The following is a 13,729-nucleotide window of genomic DNA, read 5'->3' on the forward strand; positions in this document are numbered from 1 at the left end:
CGATGACCGCCGCATCCGCAGACGAGCTGCTCCTGCCGGTCCCCGACGAGGACGGCGCCCCCTTCTGGGAGTACGCCGCACGGGGCGAACTCCGCATCCAGGCCTGCGCCGCCTGCGGCCGGCTGCGCTTCCCGCCCCGCCCCTGCTGCCCGCACTGCAGGTCCTTCGACAGCGAGTGGCGCCGGATGAGCGGCCGCGGCCGCATCTGGTCGTACGTCCGGCCGCACCCGCCGCTGCTGCCCGCCTACGCCGCGCAGGCCCCGTACAACGTGGTCCTCGTGGAGCTCGCCGACGCCCCGCACATCCGGCTCGCCGGGAACCTGGTGACCTCGGCCGACGCCCCGCTGGACTCGATGGACCCGGCCCGGCTGCGCATCGGCGCGCGGGTCCAGGTGGTCTTCACCGAGACGGGCGGGATGGCCGTGCCGCGCTGGCTCCTGGAGAAGTCGTGACCGTACGGGTGGAGCGGGACAAGGCGACCGGGGTCGCGGTCGTCACCCTGGACCGGGAGCGCAGGCACAATGCGATCGACCTGGCGACGGCGGACGAACTGAGCGCGGTGTGGAGGGAGTTCCGGTTCGCCGACGAGGTGCGGGCGGTGGTGCTCACGGGGGCGGGGGCGGCCGCCTTCTGCACCGGCATCGACCGCGGTGTCGACGTGCCGCAGCCGGGATCCCCGTACTCGGCCGACGATCCGCTCATCGCGATCGGCCCCAAGGCGGGCGACCTGTGGAAGCCGGTCGTCGCCGCCGTCAACGGCATGGCCTGCGGCGGGGCCTTCTACCTGCTGGGCGAGGCGGAGTTCCTGATCGCCTCCGAGACGGCGACGTTCTTCGATCCGCACACGACGTACGGGATGGTCAGCGCCTACGAGGCCGTCTACATGGCGCAGCGCATGCCCTTCGGCGAGGCCGCCCGGATGTCCCTGATGGGCACGGCCGAACGGCTCTCCGCGCGCCGGGCCCACGAGATCGGGCTCATCTCGGAGCTGACCGCGCCCGCCGAGCTGCTCCCGGCGGCCCTGCGGGCGGCGGAGACCCTGGCCGGCTTCCCGACGGAGGCCGTGCAGGGCACCGTACGGGCCCTGTGGTCGGCGAAGCAGGCCGCGCTCCAGCAGGCCCTGGCCCAGGCCCCGGCGCTGATCGCGCTGGGGAACCTGGCGCCGGAGCGGCAGGCCGAACTGTTCGCGGGGCGGCGCGGGGCGCCGGAGCCGCGGGTGCGGTGAGGCGCGGGGCGGGGCGGGGCGCGTGCGGGCTACGCCCGCTCCACCGCGCCCACCAGGCAGTTCTTCACCTCTGCGGCCTTGCCCGGGACCGTCATCGGGACCACGACGGTCCGGCTCTCGCGCGGCTTGAGCGTGATCTTCAGGGAGCCGGCGTCGAGGGCCGCACCGTTCGCACCGCTGAAGGTCACCGGCACCCGCACGGTGCGCTCGGCGTCCACGGTGGAGGTGACCTGGACGGTGGCCCCCTTCTTGTCCGCCGCGACGCAACCGACGAGCACGGCCCGCGCGGGCGGCGACGTCGGGCTCGCCGAGGGCGTCGGGCTGCTGCTGCTGCTCCCGGTGCCGTGACTCTTCTTCTTCTTGCTCTTGGAGCTGGAGCAGCCGCCCCCGCTGCTACTGCTCTTGCCCTTGCTCTTGCCACTGCTTCCGCTGCTGCTGCTTCCGCCGTGTGACGAGAACCCGGTCAGCGCGAAGACGACGGCCACGAGCACCGCGGTGAACCTGATACGACGTCCAGCCACCATGGCCCGAACTCCTCCCCTGGACAACGGCGGGCCACGCTATCAGCGCGCCGCCGCGCCGGTAACGGGCCGGGGAGAGATCGGCTCCGTCCGGCCGCCCCCGCATGCGCGGCACCGGAGCCGGGCGCAGCGACCCCCCTCAACGCACCCCTCGCACCCCTCGGCCCCGGAGGGCCTCAGCGGCTTCGGGCCGCTGGACCGGACTCCGTCCGGCCGTCCCCGCATGCGCGGCACCGGAGCCGGGCGTAGCGACCTCCCCTCAACGCACCCCTCGCACCCCTCGGCCCCGGAGGGCCTCAGCGGCTTCGGGCCGCTGGGCCGGACTCCGTCCGGCCGTCCCCGCATGCGCGGCACCGGAGCCGGGCGTAGCGACCTCCCCTCAACGCACCCCTCGCACCCCTCGGCCCCGGAGGGCCTCAGCGGCTTCGGGCCGCTGGGCCGGACTCCGTCCGGCCGTCCCCGTATGCGCGGCACCGGAGCCGGGCGTAGCGTCGGGATCGAGACCACTACCGCGAAGGGCCGGGCATGCTCCGCAACGTACTCGGCTCGCTGATGGGTCTGATCGGAGCGGCGGCCGCCGTCTGGAGCCCCTTCCGTGCCTGGTACGACGGCCGTCACGGACGCGACTACCGCGTCCAGGAGCTCTTCACCGCCGCCGGGATCACCGATCACAAGCCCGCCCTGCTGGGCTCGCTCGTGCTCCCCTTCGTCTTCGCCGCCGCCCTCGCGGTGGCCGCCGTCGTGCTCCGCTCGCGGCTGCTCATGGCGCTGGCGGGGGTCGTCGTCCTCGGCTTCGCCGTCCTGTGGACGGTCCGCCAGGGGCAGGCCGCCGGGAGCCTCTCGGTGGGCGGCGACGGCCAGGGCCTCGGTGACGGCGTCGCCAACGCCTTCGGCGCAGGCGCGCTGATCCTCCTGGGCGCCGCCGTCATGCGCGGCCGCCCCGCCCGCCGGGCCCGCGCCCTCCCCCCGACGACGACCACCGCCCCGGAGCCGTAGCCGCAAGCCCCGCCCCAGGACCACACGCAGCGCGGGTGACGGACCTCACCGCAGCGGGCACGAACGGCGTGGACATGGCGGCGGCCCCGGCCCCCGGGTGGGGGCGGGGCCGACCGGCCGGGCAGGCGGGTGGGATCAGGCGGCGACGACGCCGGAGGCCGCGATCTCGACCTTGCCCTTGGGGGCGCCGGACTGGGAGCCCAGGGCCTCGATCTGGTCCACGAGCTCCTGGCCCGAGACGACCTCGCCGAAGACGACGTGCTTGCCGTCGAGCCACGGGGTGAGGACCGTGGTGATGAAGAACTGCGAGCCGTTGGTGTTGCGGCCGGCGTTCGCCATCGACAGCAGGTACTTGCGGTCGTGCTTCAGCTGGAAGTTCTCGTCCTCGAACTTCTCGCCGTAGATGGACTTGCCGCCGGTGCCGTTGTGGTTGGTGAAGTCACCGCCCTGCAGCATGTACTGGGGGATGACGCGGTGGAAGCCGGAGCCCGCGTAGCCGTAGCCGTTCTGGCCGGTGCACAGCTCCCGGAAGTTGCGCGCGGTCTTCGGGACGACCTCGTCGAAGAGGTTGAAGACGATGCGGCCCGCGGGCGCGCCGTTGATGGTGATGTCGAAGTAGACGTTGTCGCTCATGGGGTCCATCCTGTCACTCCCGGTGCGGTGCGCTACCCGGCGGGGCCGCAGCCCCGCCTCCGGGCAGGTCAACCGCTCGTACGGGTGCCCGTGCCCTTCGCCGCGTCCAGGGCGTACACGCAGCGGTCCTTGCTGCACGCGTACACCACGCCCGCCTCCGCCACCGGCGCGCCCGTGATCTCGCCGCCCGTGGCCAGCTTCCAGCGGAGCTGGCCGCCCGCCGCGTCCAGGGTGTAGAGGCAGTGGTCGGCGGAGCCGAAGTGCACCCGGCCGTCCGCGACCGCCGGCAGGCCGGTGATCTCGCCACCCGCCGCGAAGCGCCACTTCGGGGTACCGGTGACCGCGTCGAGGGTGTAGAGCGCGCTGCCCGCGCCCAGGTGCACGTTGCCGTTCGCGACCAGCACCGGGTCCGAGGACTGCCGGGCCTCGGTCGCGATCCGCCAGCGGTCGTGCCCGGTGGCCGCGTCGAGGGCGTAGACGGTGCCCAGGTAGTCCGCGAGGTAGACCCCGCCGCCGGTGACGGCCGCGCCCGGCGCGAAGGCCGGGGCGGCCAGGAAGACCGCGGGGGCCTCGAAGTGCCAGCGGACCCGGCCCGAGGCCCGGTCCACGGAGAGCACCCGGGTGCCGGCCGTGATGTAGACGTTGCCGTCGGGGGCGGGGGTGACCCGCACGGGGACGTTCCCGCAGGAGGCCGCGTCGCCGACCGGGTACGACCAGGACTCGCGGCCGCTGCGGGCGTCCAGCGCGCGCAGCCGGGCGTCCTGCCACACGTACACGGTGCCGTCGTGGAGGACGGGAGCCGCCTCCGGGGTCTCGAAGTCGCTCTGCGCGCCGGTCAGCTCCCACAGCTTCTGGCCGTTGGAGGCCTCCCAGCCCTGCACCCCGCCGCCGCGCGTGGCGGTGACGACCGTGCCGCGGTCGGCGCGCAGCGCGTACACCCAGGCGTCGGCGGACAGCCGCCACCGCTCGGAGCCGTCCGAGGCGTCGAGCGCGTAGAGGGAGGGGCCGTCGGAGGCGTGGATCCGCCCGTCGGCGACCGCCATGGACCAGGCGACGTCGCGGGTCTTGAACTGGCGGCGGCCGCTCGCCACGTCCAGCGCGTGGACCTCGAAGGAGGTGACGTAGAGCAGGTTGCCGGCAACGGTCGGGGTGCCCCAGACCTCGTTCGACATGCGGAAGCGCCACGGGCGCCAGCGGCCGCTGTCCGGGGCCGGGCCCGGGCTCGGTACCGCCACGGCGGAGGGGGTGACCGCCGCCGCCCCGCCGGGCGGGCGGACCCAGCCGGTCGCCGAGTCGGCGGAGGAAGCGTGCGCGGCCGGAGCCGCGGCGGTCACGCGCGGACCGGGCCCGATCGGCACCGGCGAGCCGCCCAGGCGCACCGGCTCGCCCGAGGGCGCCGGGGACATCGGCGGGTGGTGCGGGCGCTGCGGTACTGCCTGCCCGGTACGCGGGTCCACCCACGGGTCGGCGCCGCCGCGCGGGCGGCGGTGCGTGGCGGGCCCGGAGGCCGGGCCGCCGGGGCCGGGGACGGGCGCGGGCACCGCGGCGGCGGGCGTACGGTTGCCCGCGCGCCGGGCCTCGATCATCGCCACGGCCCGCGCGGGCAGCCACGCCGAGGCGGTGCCGCTGTCGTCGCCGCCGTCGAACAGGTGCGGGGCGAGCTGCGCCTGCAGGTCGGCCGGGGTCGGCCGCTGCGTGGCGTCCATCTGCATGCAGGAGTCGATCAGCGGCCGCAGCTCCTCGGGGAGCCCGTCCAGGTTGGGCCCCTCGCGCAGCAGCATGAAGACCGTCTCCACCGGGTTCGCCCCGTGGTACGGCGGGTGCCCGGTGGCGGCGAAGACGAGGGTGGAGCCGAGCGAGAAGACGTCGCTGGCGCCCTTGACGCTGCGGGAGTCCTTCGCCTGCTCGGGCGACATGTAGGCGGGGGTGCCGACGGCGACGTTCGTCATGGTCAGGCGGGTGTTGGAGACTCCGCTGGCGATGCCGAAGTCGATCACGCGCGGGCCGTCCTCGACGACGAGCACGTTGGACGGCTTCAGGTCGCGGTGGACCAGGCCCGCCTGGTGGATGGACTGCAGGGCCTCGGCGATGCCGGCCGCGAGCCACCGTACGGCCTGGGCGGGCATGGGCCCGCACTCGTTGACGATCTCCTCCAGGGAGGGCGCCGGGACGTACGCGGTGGCCAGCCACGGCACGGCGGCGCGGGGGTCGGCGTCGACCACGGCCGCGGTGTAGAAGCCGGACACGGCGCGGGCCGCCTCCACCTCGCGGGTGAAGCGCACCCGGAACAGCTGGTCCTCGGCGAGCTCGGTCCGCACCGTCTTGATCGCGACCCGCCGTCCGGACGCGGACCGCGCGAGATAGACCAGCCCCATGCCGCCGGCGCCGAGCCGTCCCAGCACCTCGAAGGGGCCGATCCGTCTCGGGTCGTGCTGCGTCAGCTGCTCCACCACTCGCCTCCACACCTCCCCGTACGGGCCCTCGCCGGGCCCGCTTCCACCGGCACGGGGCCCTGGGCCCCGTGCAGCGTCTCACTCCGGGCGCCGCCCGGGTCGCGCAACCCCGATTCTGTCAGGCCCGGGCCGGGTCCGGCCCCGGCACGTCGAGCAGCGCGGTGTGATCTGCCCGGCGAACGGCCTGCGGGACCCGGTCGGCGCCCGTTTCGGGACCGTTCGGGGCCGGGCCGGGGCAAGGGCCGGTTGGCTGCGCCGCTCGCGCGGGGCCGGGGCCTGTGGGAGAGGTGGGGCCGGGCGCGCGCCGGCGGAACCGGCGCGCCGGATGCCGTTCGGCGCTCTGCGGGGAGCGCCCCGGACAACACACCTAGTCCGCCTTGGTGCGGGGTTCCGAGAGCAGCCCGAAGACGGCCCCCTGATTGTCGGCGACGACCGCGATCCGCCCGTAGGGGGTGTCGAAGGGATCGGCGGTGACCCGGCCGCCGAGCCGCTGCGCCGTGGCCACGGACTGGTCGCAGTCCGGGACGGCGAAGTAGACGAGGAAGTGCGCGGGCATGATCTCCGGGAAGGCGTCGGTGATCAGGCTGCGCCCGAGGACGGCGCTGTCCGTGCCGGGCGCGCTGCCGGGCGGAGACCAGATGCGGTACTCGACGCCGGCGTCGTCCTGGTCCTGCGGGACGTAGCCGAAGACCTTGGCGTAGAAGACGTCGACGGCGTCGCGGGCCCGCGTGTAGACCTCGGACCAGCAGTACGTGTACGGCTCCTGCTGGGCCTCGAAGCCGTAGTGGGTGCCGGGCTGCCACAGGCCGAAGACGGCCCCGCCGGGGTCGGCGGCCATCGCGGCGGTGCCGTAGGGGCCCACCGGCATCGGGTCCATCACCATCTGGCCGCCTGCGGCGCGGATGCGCTGGGCGCAGGCGTAGGCGTCGGTGGTGTAGAGGTAGACGCCCCAGACGGTGGGCATCCGGCCGTCCGGTTTGGGGGCGAGGGCGGCGACGTTGCGGCCGCGGCTGTAGGCCTGCGTGTAGTGGCCGTACTCGGCTCCCGCGCTGTCCGCGAAGGTCCACCCGAACAGCTCGCCGTAGAAGCGCTTGCCCGCCTCGACGTCCGGAAGTGAGGCGTCCACCCAGCAGGGTGCGCCTTCCGCGAATGCGGCCATGGGCCCGGTTCCTTCCGTTGTGCGGGGGTGTGTACCCTCTCACCTCTCTCAGCCATGGTCCGTCCGAAGACTTGTCCACAGCCTGTTGATAAGACTATTCGGGGGAAATCTTGCGGAACCGGGCGACACGCCCGGCCCGCGACTACGGGGCGTACCGGGGGCGCGCCCGGCCGGAAATCCGCCTCCGCGACCCTGCGGACCGCTTCCCGCCCAGGCCAGGGGCTCCGTAACCCCATTTGCAGGCGGCCGAATAGCGCGCCGATCACCCCTCGGTAAGCTGACGGCATGACAGGACAAGTACGCACCGTCGACGGGCGTGTCGCCGGCCGGCGCGGCCAGGCGACGCGGCAGAAGCTGCTCGACTGCCTCAGCGAGATGCTCAGCACCTCGCCGTACCGCGACGTCAAGGTGATCGACGTCGCCCGCAAGGCCGGCACCTCCCCCGCGACCTTCTACCAGTACTTCCCGGACGTCGAGGGCGCCGTCCTGGAGATCGCCGAACAAATGGCCACCGAGGGCGCGCAGTTGACGTCGCTCGTCGAGGGCCGGACCTGGGTCGGCAAGTCCGGTTGGGCCGCCGCCGAGGAACTCGTCGAGGGCTTCCTGGAGTTCTGGCGCCGCAACGACGCGATCCTGCGGGTCGTCGACCTCGGCGCGGCCGAGGGCGACAAGCGCTTCTACAAGATCCGCATGAAGATCCTGAACTCGGTCACCAACTCCCTGACGGAGTCGATGAAGGAGCTCCAGGCCAAGGGAAAGGTCGACAAGGACGTCAGTCCCGCGGCCATGGCCGGTTCGCTGGTCGCGATGCTGGCCGCGGTCGCCTCGCACCAGAAGGGCTTCCAGACCTGGGGCGTCAAGCAGGCCGAGCTCAAGCCGAACCTGGCGCTGCTCGTCCACCTCGGCATCACGGGCAAGAAGCCCACCAAGTAACGGCGGATCCCTTCCGGGGTCCGCCGCCTTGGGCGGCTCCGTGCCGTCGTGTACGACCGCCTGAGATCAGCGACGCTCCAGGCGGAACAACCGGATCTCGCGCTCGATGCGCGCCTGGTACGTCGCGTACGGCGGCCAGAACCCCAGCACCGCCTGCCACGCCGCAGCGCGTTCCTCCCCCGCCAGCAGCCGGGCCCGTACGGGGATGTCCCGGCCTTGCCAACTCACGTCCGCGTCCGGGTGCTTGAGTAGGTTCCCGGTCCATGCCGGGTGCCCGGGCCGGCCGAAGTTGGAGCCGATCAGGACCCAGCTCGTGCCGCCGTTCTCCGGCATGCAGGCGAGCGGGGTGGTGCGCGGCTCGCCCGTCTTGGCGCCCTTGGCGGTGAGGATCACGCCCGGCAGCATCTGGGCGCTGAGCATGACCTTGCCGCGGGTGAGCTTGTGCACCGCCTTGTCCAGGGCGGGGATGAAGTGCGGTGCGATCTTGGCGAAGAGCATGGTCGAGGAGACCTTCTGCATCAGCTTGACGCCGGGAGCCACGCGAGCCATCAGACGGCCACCTTCTCTTGGGCGGGCGGGACGTGGGGCGCAGTCGCGGCGGGAGCCGCGGCCGCAGCCGCCGTGGGCACGGCCGGGGCCGCGGCCGGGGCGGCGAACAGGCCCGCGCGGTCCGCGGCGTGCGCCCGCAGCCGGTGGACCGGGCCGAAGAGCAGCTCGTCGGCCGCCGCCCGCTTGAAGTAGAGGTGTGCGTCGTGTTCCCAGGTGAAGCCGATCCCGCCGTGCAGCTGGATCGCCTCGCCGGCGGTCACCCGCAGGGCTTCGAGCGCCTGGGCGAGGGCGAGGCCGCCCTGGTCCGGGTCCCAGGCGGCGTAGTAGGCCGCCGAGCGGGCCGCCTGCACCTGTACGTAGAGGTCGGCGAGCCGGTGCTTGACGGCCTGGAAGGAGCCGATCGCCCGGCCGAACTGCTCGCGCTGGCGTACGTACTCGACGGTGCGGGCGAGCGCCTGCCCGGCCGCGCCGACCGCTTCGGCTGCGAGCACGGCGGAGGCGGTGCGCCCGGTGGCGGCGAGGGCGCCCGGTACGTCGCCCTCTTCGTCGCCGAGCAACTCGGCGGGGACATTGCGCAGTTGGATGCTGGCCTGCGGGCGGGTCTCGTCCAGTACGGCCTGCCGGGACCGTACGAGCCCGGGCGCGTCCTCCCGTACGAGGAACAGCAGCGTACGGCTGCGGGCGAAGCCCCCGGCGTGCGCGGCGACCAGCAGCAGCGGGGCGCTGTGCCCGTCGAGCACCTGGGCGGCCTCCCCGTAGAGCCGCCAGCCGCCGCCCGCGGCGTCGGCGCGGGCCTGGACCCCGCCCGCGCGGCCGCCGCCGGACCACTGCCCGGCGCTGTCGTCGCCGGTCAGCGCGAGCGCCGTGGCCAGCGCCGGGCCCGGGACGGCGAGGGCGGCGGTCAGCCCGCCGGCCGCCAGCGGCGGGAGCAGCGCGGAGCGCTGGGCGCCGGTGCCGAGGGCGGCGATCAGGGGCGCGCAGAGCACGGCGGTGGCCAGCAGAGGCGAGGGCAGCAGCACCCGCCCGGTCTCCTCGCAGGCCAGGGCCAGGTCGGCGGGGGCGCAGCCGACGCCGCCGTACTCCTCGGCGATGGCGAGGCCGGGCAGCCCGAGCCGCTCGGCGAGCTGCTGCCACAGCTCGCGGTCATGTCCGGCGGCGGTGCGGACCGCGGCCTTGACCTCGTCGGGGCCGCAGCGTTTGCCCAGGATCTCGCGCAGGGTACGGCGTATCTCGGCCTGCTCCGCGGTGAAGGCGGCATCCATCGTCTGGCTCCTCCTGGGGGCACCTCCCGGCGGTGGCCGGGGGCAGATCTGACGGACCGTCATGTTAGGCCCGGCGGTGGCAGATGCACAGGGGGCGGCGAGGGCGGGTTGCGGGCGGGACGGCGCCCGAACCCCTAGCATCTGACGATACGTCAGTTGTACCGTCCTTCCCATGCCTGGACTCACACCTGGAACCGTGTCCCGCGCCCGCCGGAGGGTCGCGGTCGTCGGCGTGGCCCTCTCCGACTGCGGCCGGGTGGACGGCCCCACCCCCTACGCCCTGCACGCGCAGGCCGCCCGGCGCGCCCTGGCCGACTCCGGCCTGGACCGCTCCGTCATCGACGGCCTCGCCTCGGCCGGCCTCGGCACGCTCGCGCCGGTCGAAGTGGCCGAGTACCTCGGCCTGCGCCCCACCTGGGTCGACTCCACCTCCGTGGGCGGCTCGACCTGGGAGGTCATGGCCGCCCACGCGGCGGACGCCATCGCCGCGGGACACGCCAACGCCGTCCTGCTGGTCTACGGTTCCACGGCGCGGGCCGACATCAAGGCCCGCCGGCGCACCTCGAACCTCTCCTTCGGGGCCCGCGGACCGCTCCAGTTCGAGGTCCCGTACGGGCACACGCTGATCTCCAAGTACGCGATGGCCGCCCGCCGCCACATGCACGAGTACGGGACCACGCTGGAGCAGCTCGCCGCGGTGGCCGTACAGGCCCGGGCGAACGCGGCCACCAACCCGGACGCCATGTTCCGGGACCCGATCACGGTGGACGAGGTCCTGTCCTCCGACATGATCGCGGACCCCTTCACGAAGCTGCACTGCTGCATCCGCTCGGACGGCGGCTGCGCCGTGCTGCTGGCGGCGGAGGACTACGTACCGGACACCGCGAAGGCTCCGGTCTGGGTCCTCGGCGCGGGCACCTCCGTCTCGCACACCACCATGTCGGAGTGGGAGGACTTCACCGTGTCCCCGGCAGCCGTCTCGGGCCGCATCGCCTTCGAGCGGGCCGGCCTCACCCCGGCGGACGTGGACCTCGCCGAGATCTACGACGCCTTCACGTACATGACCCTGGTGACCCTGGAGGACCTCGGCTTCTGCGCGAAGGGCGAGGGCGGGGCCTTCGTGGAGAAGGGCCGCCTGCTGCGCGACGGGGACCTCCCGGTCAACACCGACGGCGGTGGCCTCTCGGCCTGCCACCCCGGCATGCGCGGCCTGTTCCTGCTGGTCGAGGCGGTCCGCCAGCTCCGCGGCGAGGCGGGCCCGGGCCAGGTCACCAAACGCGGTGGGCGCCTCCCGGAGATCGCCCTGGCCTCGGGCACGGGCGGCTGGTTCTGCTCCTCGGGCACGGTCCTGCTGGGCCGGGGGTAGGCGCGGGCCCCCCGGCCCGGACGGCTACGCCTGCTGGTACGGAGAGGACCGGCGGGCTACTCGCCCTCGGCAAGGGTGTGGGCGACGAGGGCGTTGGCGTGGCCGTGGCCCAGGCCGTGTTCGGTCTTGAGCCAGGTGACGAGCTCCATGTGCCTGGTCAGCGGCGAGGACCTGATGAGGTCCTTCCACTCGGCGATCGGCCGGCCGTACTTCTTCTCGATCGAGGGGAAGTACGCGGCGGGGCCCTTCACGGTCTCGGCCATGGTGTCCGTCTCCTTCGTCGCGGCGCCTTTGCATGTACGACCGCGACCGGACGCCGAACTCATCGGTCCTGCGGTGAATTTCCGCATCCCGCGGAAACGGCCGCCTCCTACCAGTCCACCCCGTTCAACGGGCGGCCGTCCCGGGCCAGTTCGACCTCGTGGTCCCTGTGGTCGTAGTCGATCAGGCGGATGCGGTCCGGGCCGATCCACTCGGCGTGGAGAACGCCCTGCGGCCAGACGGACTCCTCGTACTCCGCCACCGGCCAGCGGCGGGCTGTGGGGAAGCGGCCCGTGTCCAAGTAGATCCGCCAGACGGGGTCGGTGAGCGGGGAACTGCGCTCCACCACCAGGCGCCGCGGGGCGCCGCCCGGGGCCGGGACGTCGTACTCCAGGGACGGGAAGGGGTCGCTGGCCATGACGTACACCGGTGTGGCCAGCGCGCCGAAGACAGCCGCGACCACGAGGGCGCCGACGGTGGCCTTGCGGACCTCGGGGCGGCGCGAGGAGAGCAGGACCCCCGCCGTCAGGGAGAGGGCTGCGAGGACGGCGAGGAGCACCGGGTGGTCGAGGTCGGCCAGGACGGCCGGGCCGCCCGGGTGGTCGTACAGCGGGGCGACGACCGCGGTCACCGCGAGGGCCGGCGCGAGAGTGACGAGGCCGCGTGCGACACCTCTGTGAACGTCCATGAAGCGGCACCCTAGCCTGGGGGCATGACCAGCGAGATCAGCGAGATCAGCGAGATCAGCGAGATCGGCACGGACGGCACTGACGGCACTGACGGCACTGACGGCTTCCACGCCACCCTGCACTCCCTGCGCGTGTGGGACTCCCCGCTTCCCGGCTTCGACACCGGGGCCGCACCCGCCGAGCCGCTCCCGCTGTTCCGGGAGTGGTTCGTGCACGCCGCCCGGGCGGGGCAGTTGGAGCCGCACACGATGAGCCTGGCGACGGTGGACGGCGCGGGGCGGCCCGATGTGCGGACCCTGATGCTGCACGACGCCGACGAGCGGGGCTGGCACTTCGCCTCGCACGTCACCAGCGCCAAGGGCGTGCAGCTGGCCGCGCAGCCGCGGGCGGCGCTCGGGTTCTACTGGCCGACCGTGGCCCGGCAGATCCGGATCCGGGGCCGGGTCACCGCCTGCGGGCCCGAGGAGAGCCGCGCGGACCTGGCGGTCCGCTCGCGCGGGGCGCTCGCCGCCGCGCTCACCGGGCGCCAGAGCGAGGTGCTGGAGTCGGCCGAGGACCTGGTCCGGGCCTCGGAGCGGGCCTGGGAACGGGCCGGGGCCGAGCCGGACGCACCCGCTCCGACCTGGACGCGGTACGTACTGGACGCCGACGAGGTGGAGTTCTTCCAGGGCGACCCCACCCGCCGCCACACCCGCCTGCGCTACCGCCGCACCACCGGCCCCGACGCCGACACCGACGCCGACACCGACACCGACGCCGATGCCGACGCGGGAAGCTCCTGGGTCCGCGAGCTGCTCTGGCCCTGATCCGGCCGGAAGACCGCCACCCGCACCCCGTCCGCCGCCTCGCGGAAGGTGACCGTCAGGGGCATGCCGATGCGCAGGTCCACCGCCTCGCAGGACACCACCTCGGTCATCATCCGCGGGCCCTCCGCCAGGTCGACCACCGCCGCCGTGTACGGGACGCGCGTGCCGAAGGGCGGGAGGTCGTTGCGGTGGATCACCGACCAGGTGTAGAGGGTCGCCCGGCCGCTCGCCGGCTCCCACCTCACGCGGTCCTCGCCGGCCCAGCAGTGCGGGCAGAACTCGCGCGGGTAGTGGTGCGCCCGCCCGCAGTCCCCGCAGCGGCGCAGCAGGAGCCTGCCTTCCGCCGCCGCGTCCCAGTAGGTGCGGGTGAAGTCGTCGGTCTCCGGGAGGTCGTAGCGCGCCGCGCCGCCGCTCACAGGAAGAGTCCGATCGCCGCGTCGAGGGACCAGGTCTGCCAGGACATGGCGAAGAGCGCGACGAGCGAGATGAGCGCCATCATCGCGTTCTGGCCCTGCTCGGCCCAGTCGTGGATCATCAGCACCAGGTAGAGCAGGTTCAGCAGCAGCCCGCCGACCAGGGCGACCGGGGTCAGGAGGCCGAGCACCAGGCCCAGCCCGAGCGCGAGTTCCGCGTAGACGACGATGTACGCCATCGCCTTCGGGCGCGGCGCGACGACCAGTTCGAAGCCGCCCTTGACGAAGGTCCAACGGTGCTTGTTCGCGACGTCGGCGGCCCACGCGATGCCGGTGCCGCGTTCGAACCAGCCCTTCTTGTCCTTGTGCCGCCAGCTCTCCAGCCACCACAGGCCGAGGCCTATCCGGAGCACGGCGAGCCATTCGGCCCCACTGAGCCAGATGGTCTGCATCGGCAGCCCCC

The 13,729-nt window shown here is 73.9% G+C and carries 16 protein-coding genes; 6 read left to right on the top strand and 10 right to left on the bottom strand.

Annotated features, from left to right (window positions below; genetic code table 11):
* Positions 1-2 precede the first annotated feature (2 nt).
* The gene (locus tag OG332_RS18880; protein WP_327414584.1) at positions 3-452 is read left to right on the top strand and encodes a Zn-ribbon domain-containing OB-fold protein; all 450 of its coding nucleotides are present in this window, start codon (positions 3-5) and stop codon (positions 450-452) included.
* Positions 449-1,225: an enoyl-CoA hydratase/isomerase family protein gene (locus tag OG332_RS18885; RefSeq protein WP_327414585.1), complete on the top strand. Its 777-nt coding sequence runs from the start codon at positions 449-451 to the stop codon at positions 1,223-1,225. The genes OG332_RS18880 and OG332_RS18885 overlap by 4 nt, the downstream gene beginning before the upstream one ends.
* Positions 1,226-1,254: 29 nt before the next feature.
* Here the strand turns inward: OG332_RS18885 and OG332_RS18890 are convergent, their stop codons facing one another.
* Positions 1,255-1,749, bottom strand: coding sequence for a hypothetical protein (locus OG332_RS18890; protein ID WP_327414586.1), 495 nt, complete (start codon positions 1,747-1,749; stop codon positions 1,255-1,257).
* Positions 1,750-2,271: 522 nt separating this feature from the next.
* Between OG332_RS18890 and OG332_RS18895 the strand changes: the two genes are divergently transcribed.
* Positions 2,272-2,742 (top strand): hypothetical protein, encoded by a 471-nt coding sequence (locus OG332_RS18895; protein WP_327414587.1) that lies wholly within the window; start codon positions 2,272-2,274, stop codon positions 2,740-2,742.
* A 135-nt stretch (positions 2,743-2,877) separates the two neighbouring features.
* On the opposite strand, the gene OG332_RS18900 is transcribed toward OG332_RS18895, so the two are convergent.
* From OG332_RS18900 to OG332_RS18910, 3 genes are all read right to left on the bottom strand, one after another.
* Positions 2,878-3,375, bottom strand: a complete 498-nt coding sequence (locus OG332_RS18900) for a peptidylprolyl isomerase (RefSeq protein WP_327414588.1) — start codon at positions 3,373-3,375, stop codon at positions 2,878-2,880.
* A gap of 68 nt (positions 3,376-3,443) precedes the next feature.
* The gene (locus OG332_RS18905; RefSeq protein ID WP_327414589.1) at positions 3,444-5,828 is read right to left on the bottom strand and encodes a serine/threonine-protein kinase; all 2,385 of its coding nucleotides are present in this window, start codon (positions 5,826-5,828) and stop codon (positions 3,444-3,446) included.
* A gap of 367 nt (positions 5,829-6,195) precedes the next feature.
* The gene (locus OG332_RS18910; protein ID WP_327414590.1) at positions 6,196-6,987 is read right to left on the bottom strand and encodes a VOC family protein; all 792 of its coding nucleotides are present in this window, start codon (positions 6,985-6,987) and stop codon (positions 6,196-6,198) included.
* Positions 6,988-7,272: 285 nt separating this feature from the next.
* Between OG332_RS18910 and OG332_RS18915 the strand changes: the two genes are divergently transcribed.
* Positions 7,273-7,920 carry a TetR family transcriptional regulator gene (locus OG332_RS18915; protein ID WP_327414591.1) on the top strand — a complete coding sequence of 216 codons (648 nt, stop codon included), beginning with the start codon at positions 7,273-7,275 and terminating at the stop codon, positions 7,918-7,920.
* A gap of 66 nt (positions 7,921-7,986) precedes the next feature.
* Here the strand turns inward: OG332_RS18915 and OG332_RS18920 are convergent, their stop codons facing one another.
* Complete coding sequence (locus OG332_RS18920; protein WP_327414592.1) at positions 7,987-8,469, bottom strand: nitroreductase family deazaflavin-dependent oxidoreductase; 483 nt, start codon at positions 8,467-8,469, stop codon at positions 7,987-7,989.
* Positions 8,469-9,731 (bottom strand): acyl-CoA dehydrogenase family protein, encoded by a 1,263-nt coding sequence (locus OG332_RS18925; protein WP_327414593.1) that lies wholly within the window; start codon positions 9,729-9,731, stop codon positions 8,469-8,471. Before OG332_RS18925 ends, OG332_RS18920 begins: the two co-directional genes overlap by 1 nt.
* Positions 9,732-9,903: 172 nt before the next feature.
* On the opposite strand from OG332_RS18925, the gene OG332_RS18930 reads away from it, so the two are divergent.
* The gene (locus OG332_RS18930; RefSeq protein ID WP_327414594.1) at positions 9,904-11,097 is read left to right on the top strand and encodes a thiolase C-terminal domain-containing protein; all 1,194 of its coding nucleotides are present in this window, start codon (positions 9,904-9,906) and stop codon (positions 11,095-11,097) included.
* Positions 11,098-11,153: 56 nt separating this feature from the next.
* Here the strand turns inward: OG332_RS18930 and OG332_RS18935 are convergent, their stop codons facing one another.
* Positions 11,154-11,360, bottom strand: a complete 207-nt coding sequence (locus OG332_RS18935) for a DUF4287 domain-containing protein (RefSeq protein WP_327414595.1) — start codon at positions 11,358-11,360, stop codon at positions 11,154-11,156.
* 107 nt (positions 11,361-11,467) lie between these two features.
* Entirely contained in the window at positions 11,468-12,046 is a 579-nt protein-coding gene (locus OG332_RS18940) for a hypothetical protein (RefSeq protein WP_327414596.1), read from the bottom strand.
* A gap of 24 nt (positions 12,047-12,070) precedes the next feature.
* On the opposite strand from OG332_RS18940, the gene OG332_RS18945 reads away from it, so the two are divergent.
* Positions 12,071-12,853 (top strand): pyridoxine/pyridoxamine 5'-phosphate oxidase, encoded by a 783-nt coding sequence (locus OG332_RS18945; RefSeq protein ID WP_327414597.1) that lies wholly within the window; start codon positions 12,071-12,073, stop codon positions 12,851-12,853.
* Here the strand turns inward: OG332_RS18945 and OG332_RS18950 are convergent.
* Both OG332_RS18950 and OG332_RS18955 read right to left on the bottom strand, forming a co-directional pair.
* The gene (locus OG332_RS18950) at positions 12,748-13,269 is read right to left on the bottom strand and encodes a Zn-ribbon domain-containing OB-fold protein (protein WP_327414598.1); all 522 of its coding nucleotides are present in this window, start codon (positions 13,267-13,269) and stop codon (positions 12,748-12,750) included. The two genes, OG332_RS18945 and OG332_RS18950, sit on opposite strands and share 106 nt — an antisense overlap.
* Positions 13,266-13,718: a DoxX family protein gene (locus OG332_RS18955; protein WP_327414599.1), complete on the bottom strand. Its 453-nt coding sequence runs from the start codon at positions 13,716-13,718 to the stop codon at positions 13,266-13,268. The genes OG332_RS18950 and OG332_RS18955 overlap by 4 nt, the downstream gene beginning before the upstream one ends.
* Positions 13,719-13,729 lie beyond the last annotated feature (11 nt).

It is taken from the genome of Streptomyces sp. NBC_01233 (genome assembly GCF_035989305.1).
GTDB lineage: Bacteria > Actinomycetota > Actinomycetes > Streptomycetales > Streptomycetaceae > Streptomyces.

What these genes read in the sequence shown, in the direction of transcription:
- OG332_RS18880 (WP_327414584.1), top strand. Translation starts at nt 3, where the DNA reads ATGACCGCCGCATCCGCAGACGAGCTGCTCCTGCCGGTCCCCGACGAG.
- OG332_RS18920 (WP_327414592.1), bottom strand. Translation starts at nt 8,469, where the DNA reads ATGGCTCGCGTGGCTCCCGGCGTCAAGCTGATGCAGAAGGTCTCCTCG.
- OG332_RS18925 (WP_327414593.1), bottom strand. Translation starts at nt 9,731, where the DNA reads ATGGATGCCGCCTTCACCGCGGAGCAGGCCGAGATACGCCGTACCCTG.
- OG332_RS18895 (WP_327414587.1), top strand. Translation starts at nt 2,272, where the DNA reads ATGCTCCGCAACGTACTCGGCTCGCTGATGGGTCTGATCGGAGCGGCG.
- OG332_RS18900 (WP_327414588.1), bottom strand. Translation starts at nt 3,375, where the DNA reads ATGAGCGACAACGTCTACTTCGACATCACCATCAACGGCGCGCCCGCG.
- OG332_RS18890 (WP_327414586.1), bottom strand. Translation starts at nt 1,749, where the DNA reads ATGGTGGCTGGACGTCGTATCAGGTTCACCGCGGTGCTCGTGGCCGTC.
- OG332_RS18940 (WP_327414596.1), bottom strand. Translation starts at nt 12,046, where the DNA reads ATGGACGTTCACAGAGGTGTCGCACGCGGCCTCGTCACTCTCGCGCCG.
- OG332_RS18945 (WP_327414597.1), top strand. Translation starts at nt 12,071, where the DNA reads ATGACCAGCGAGATCAGCGAGATCAGCGAGATCAGCGAGATCGGCACG.
- OG332_RS18935 (WP_327414595.1), bottom strand. Translation starts at nt 11,360, where the DNA reads ATGGCCGAGACCGTGAAGGGCCCCGCCGCGTACTTCCCCTCGATCGAG.
- OG332_RS18930 (WP_327414594.1), top strand. Translation starts at nt 9,904, where the DNA reads ATGCCTGGACTCACACCTGGAACCGTGTCCCGCGCCCGCCGGAGGGTC.
- OG332_RS18955 (WP_327414599.1), bottom strand. Translation starts at nt 13,718, where the DNA reads ATGCAGACCATCTGGCTCAGTGGGGCCGAATGGCTCGCCGTGCTCCGG.
- OG332_RS18910 (WP_327414590.1), bottom strand. Translation starts at nt 6,987, where the DNA reads ATGGCCGCATTCGCGGAAGGCGCACCCTGCTGGGTGGACGCCTCACTT.
- OG332_RS18915 (WP_327414591.1), top strand. Translation starts at nt 7,273, where the DNA reads ATGACAGGACAAGTACGCACCGTCGACGGGCGTGTCGCCGGCCGGCGC.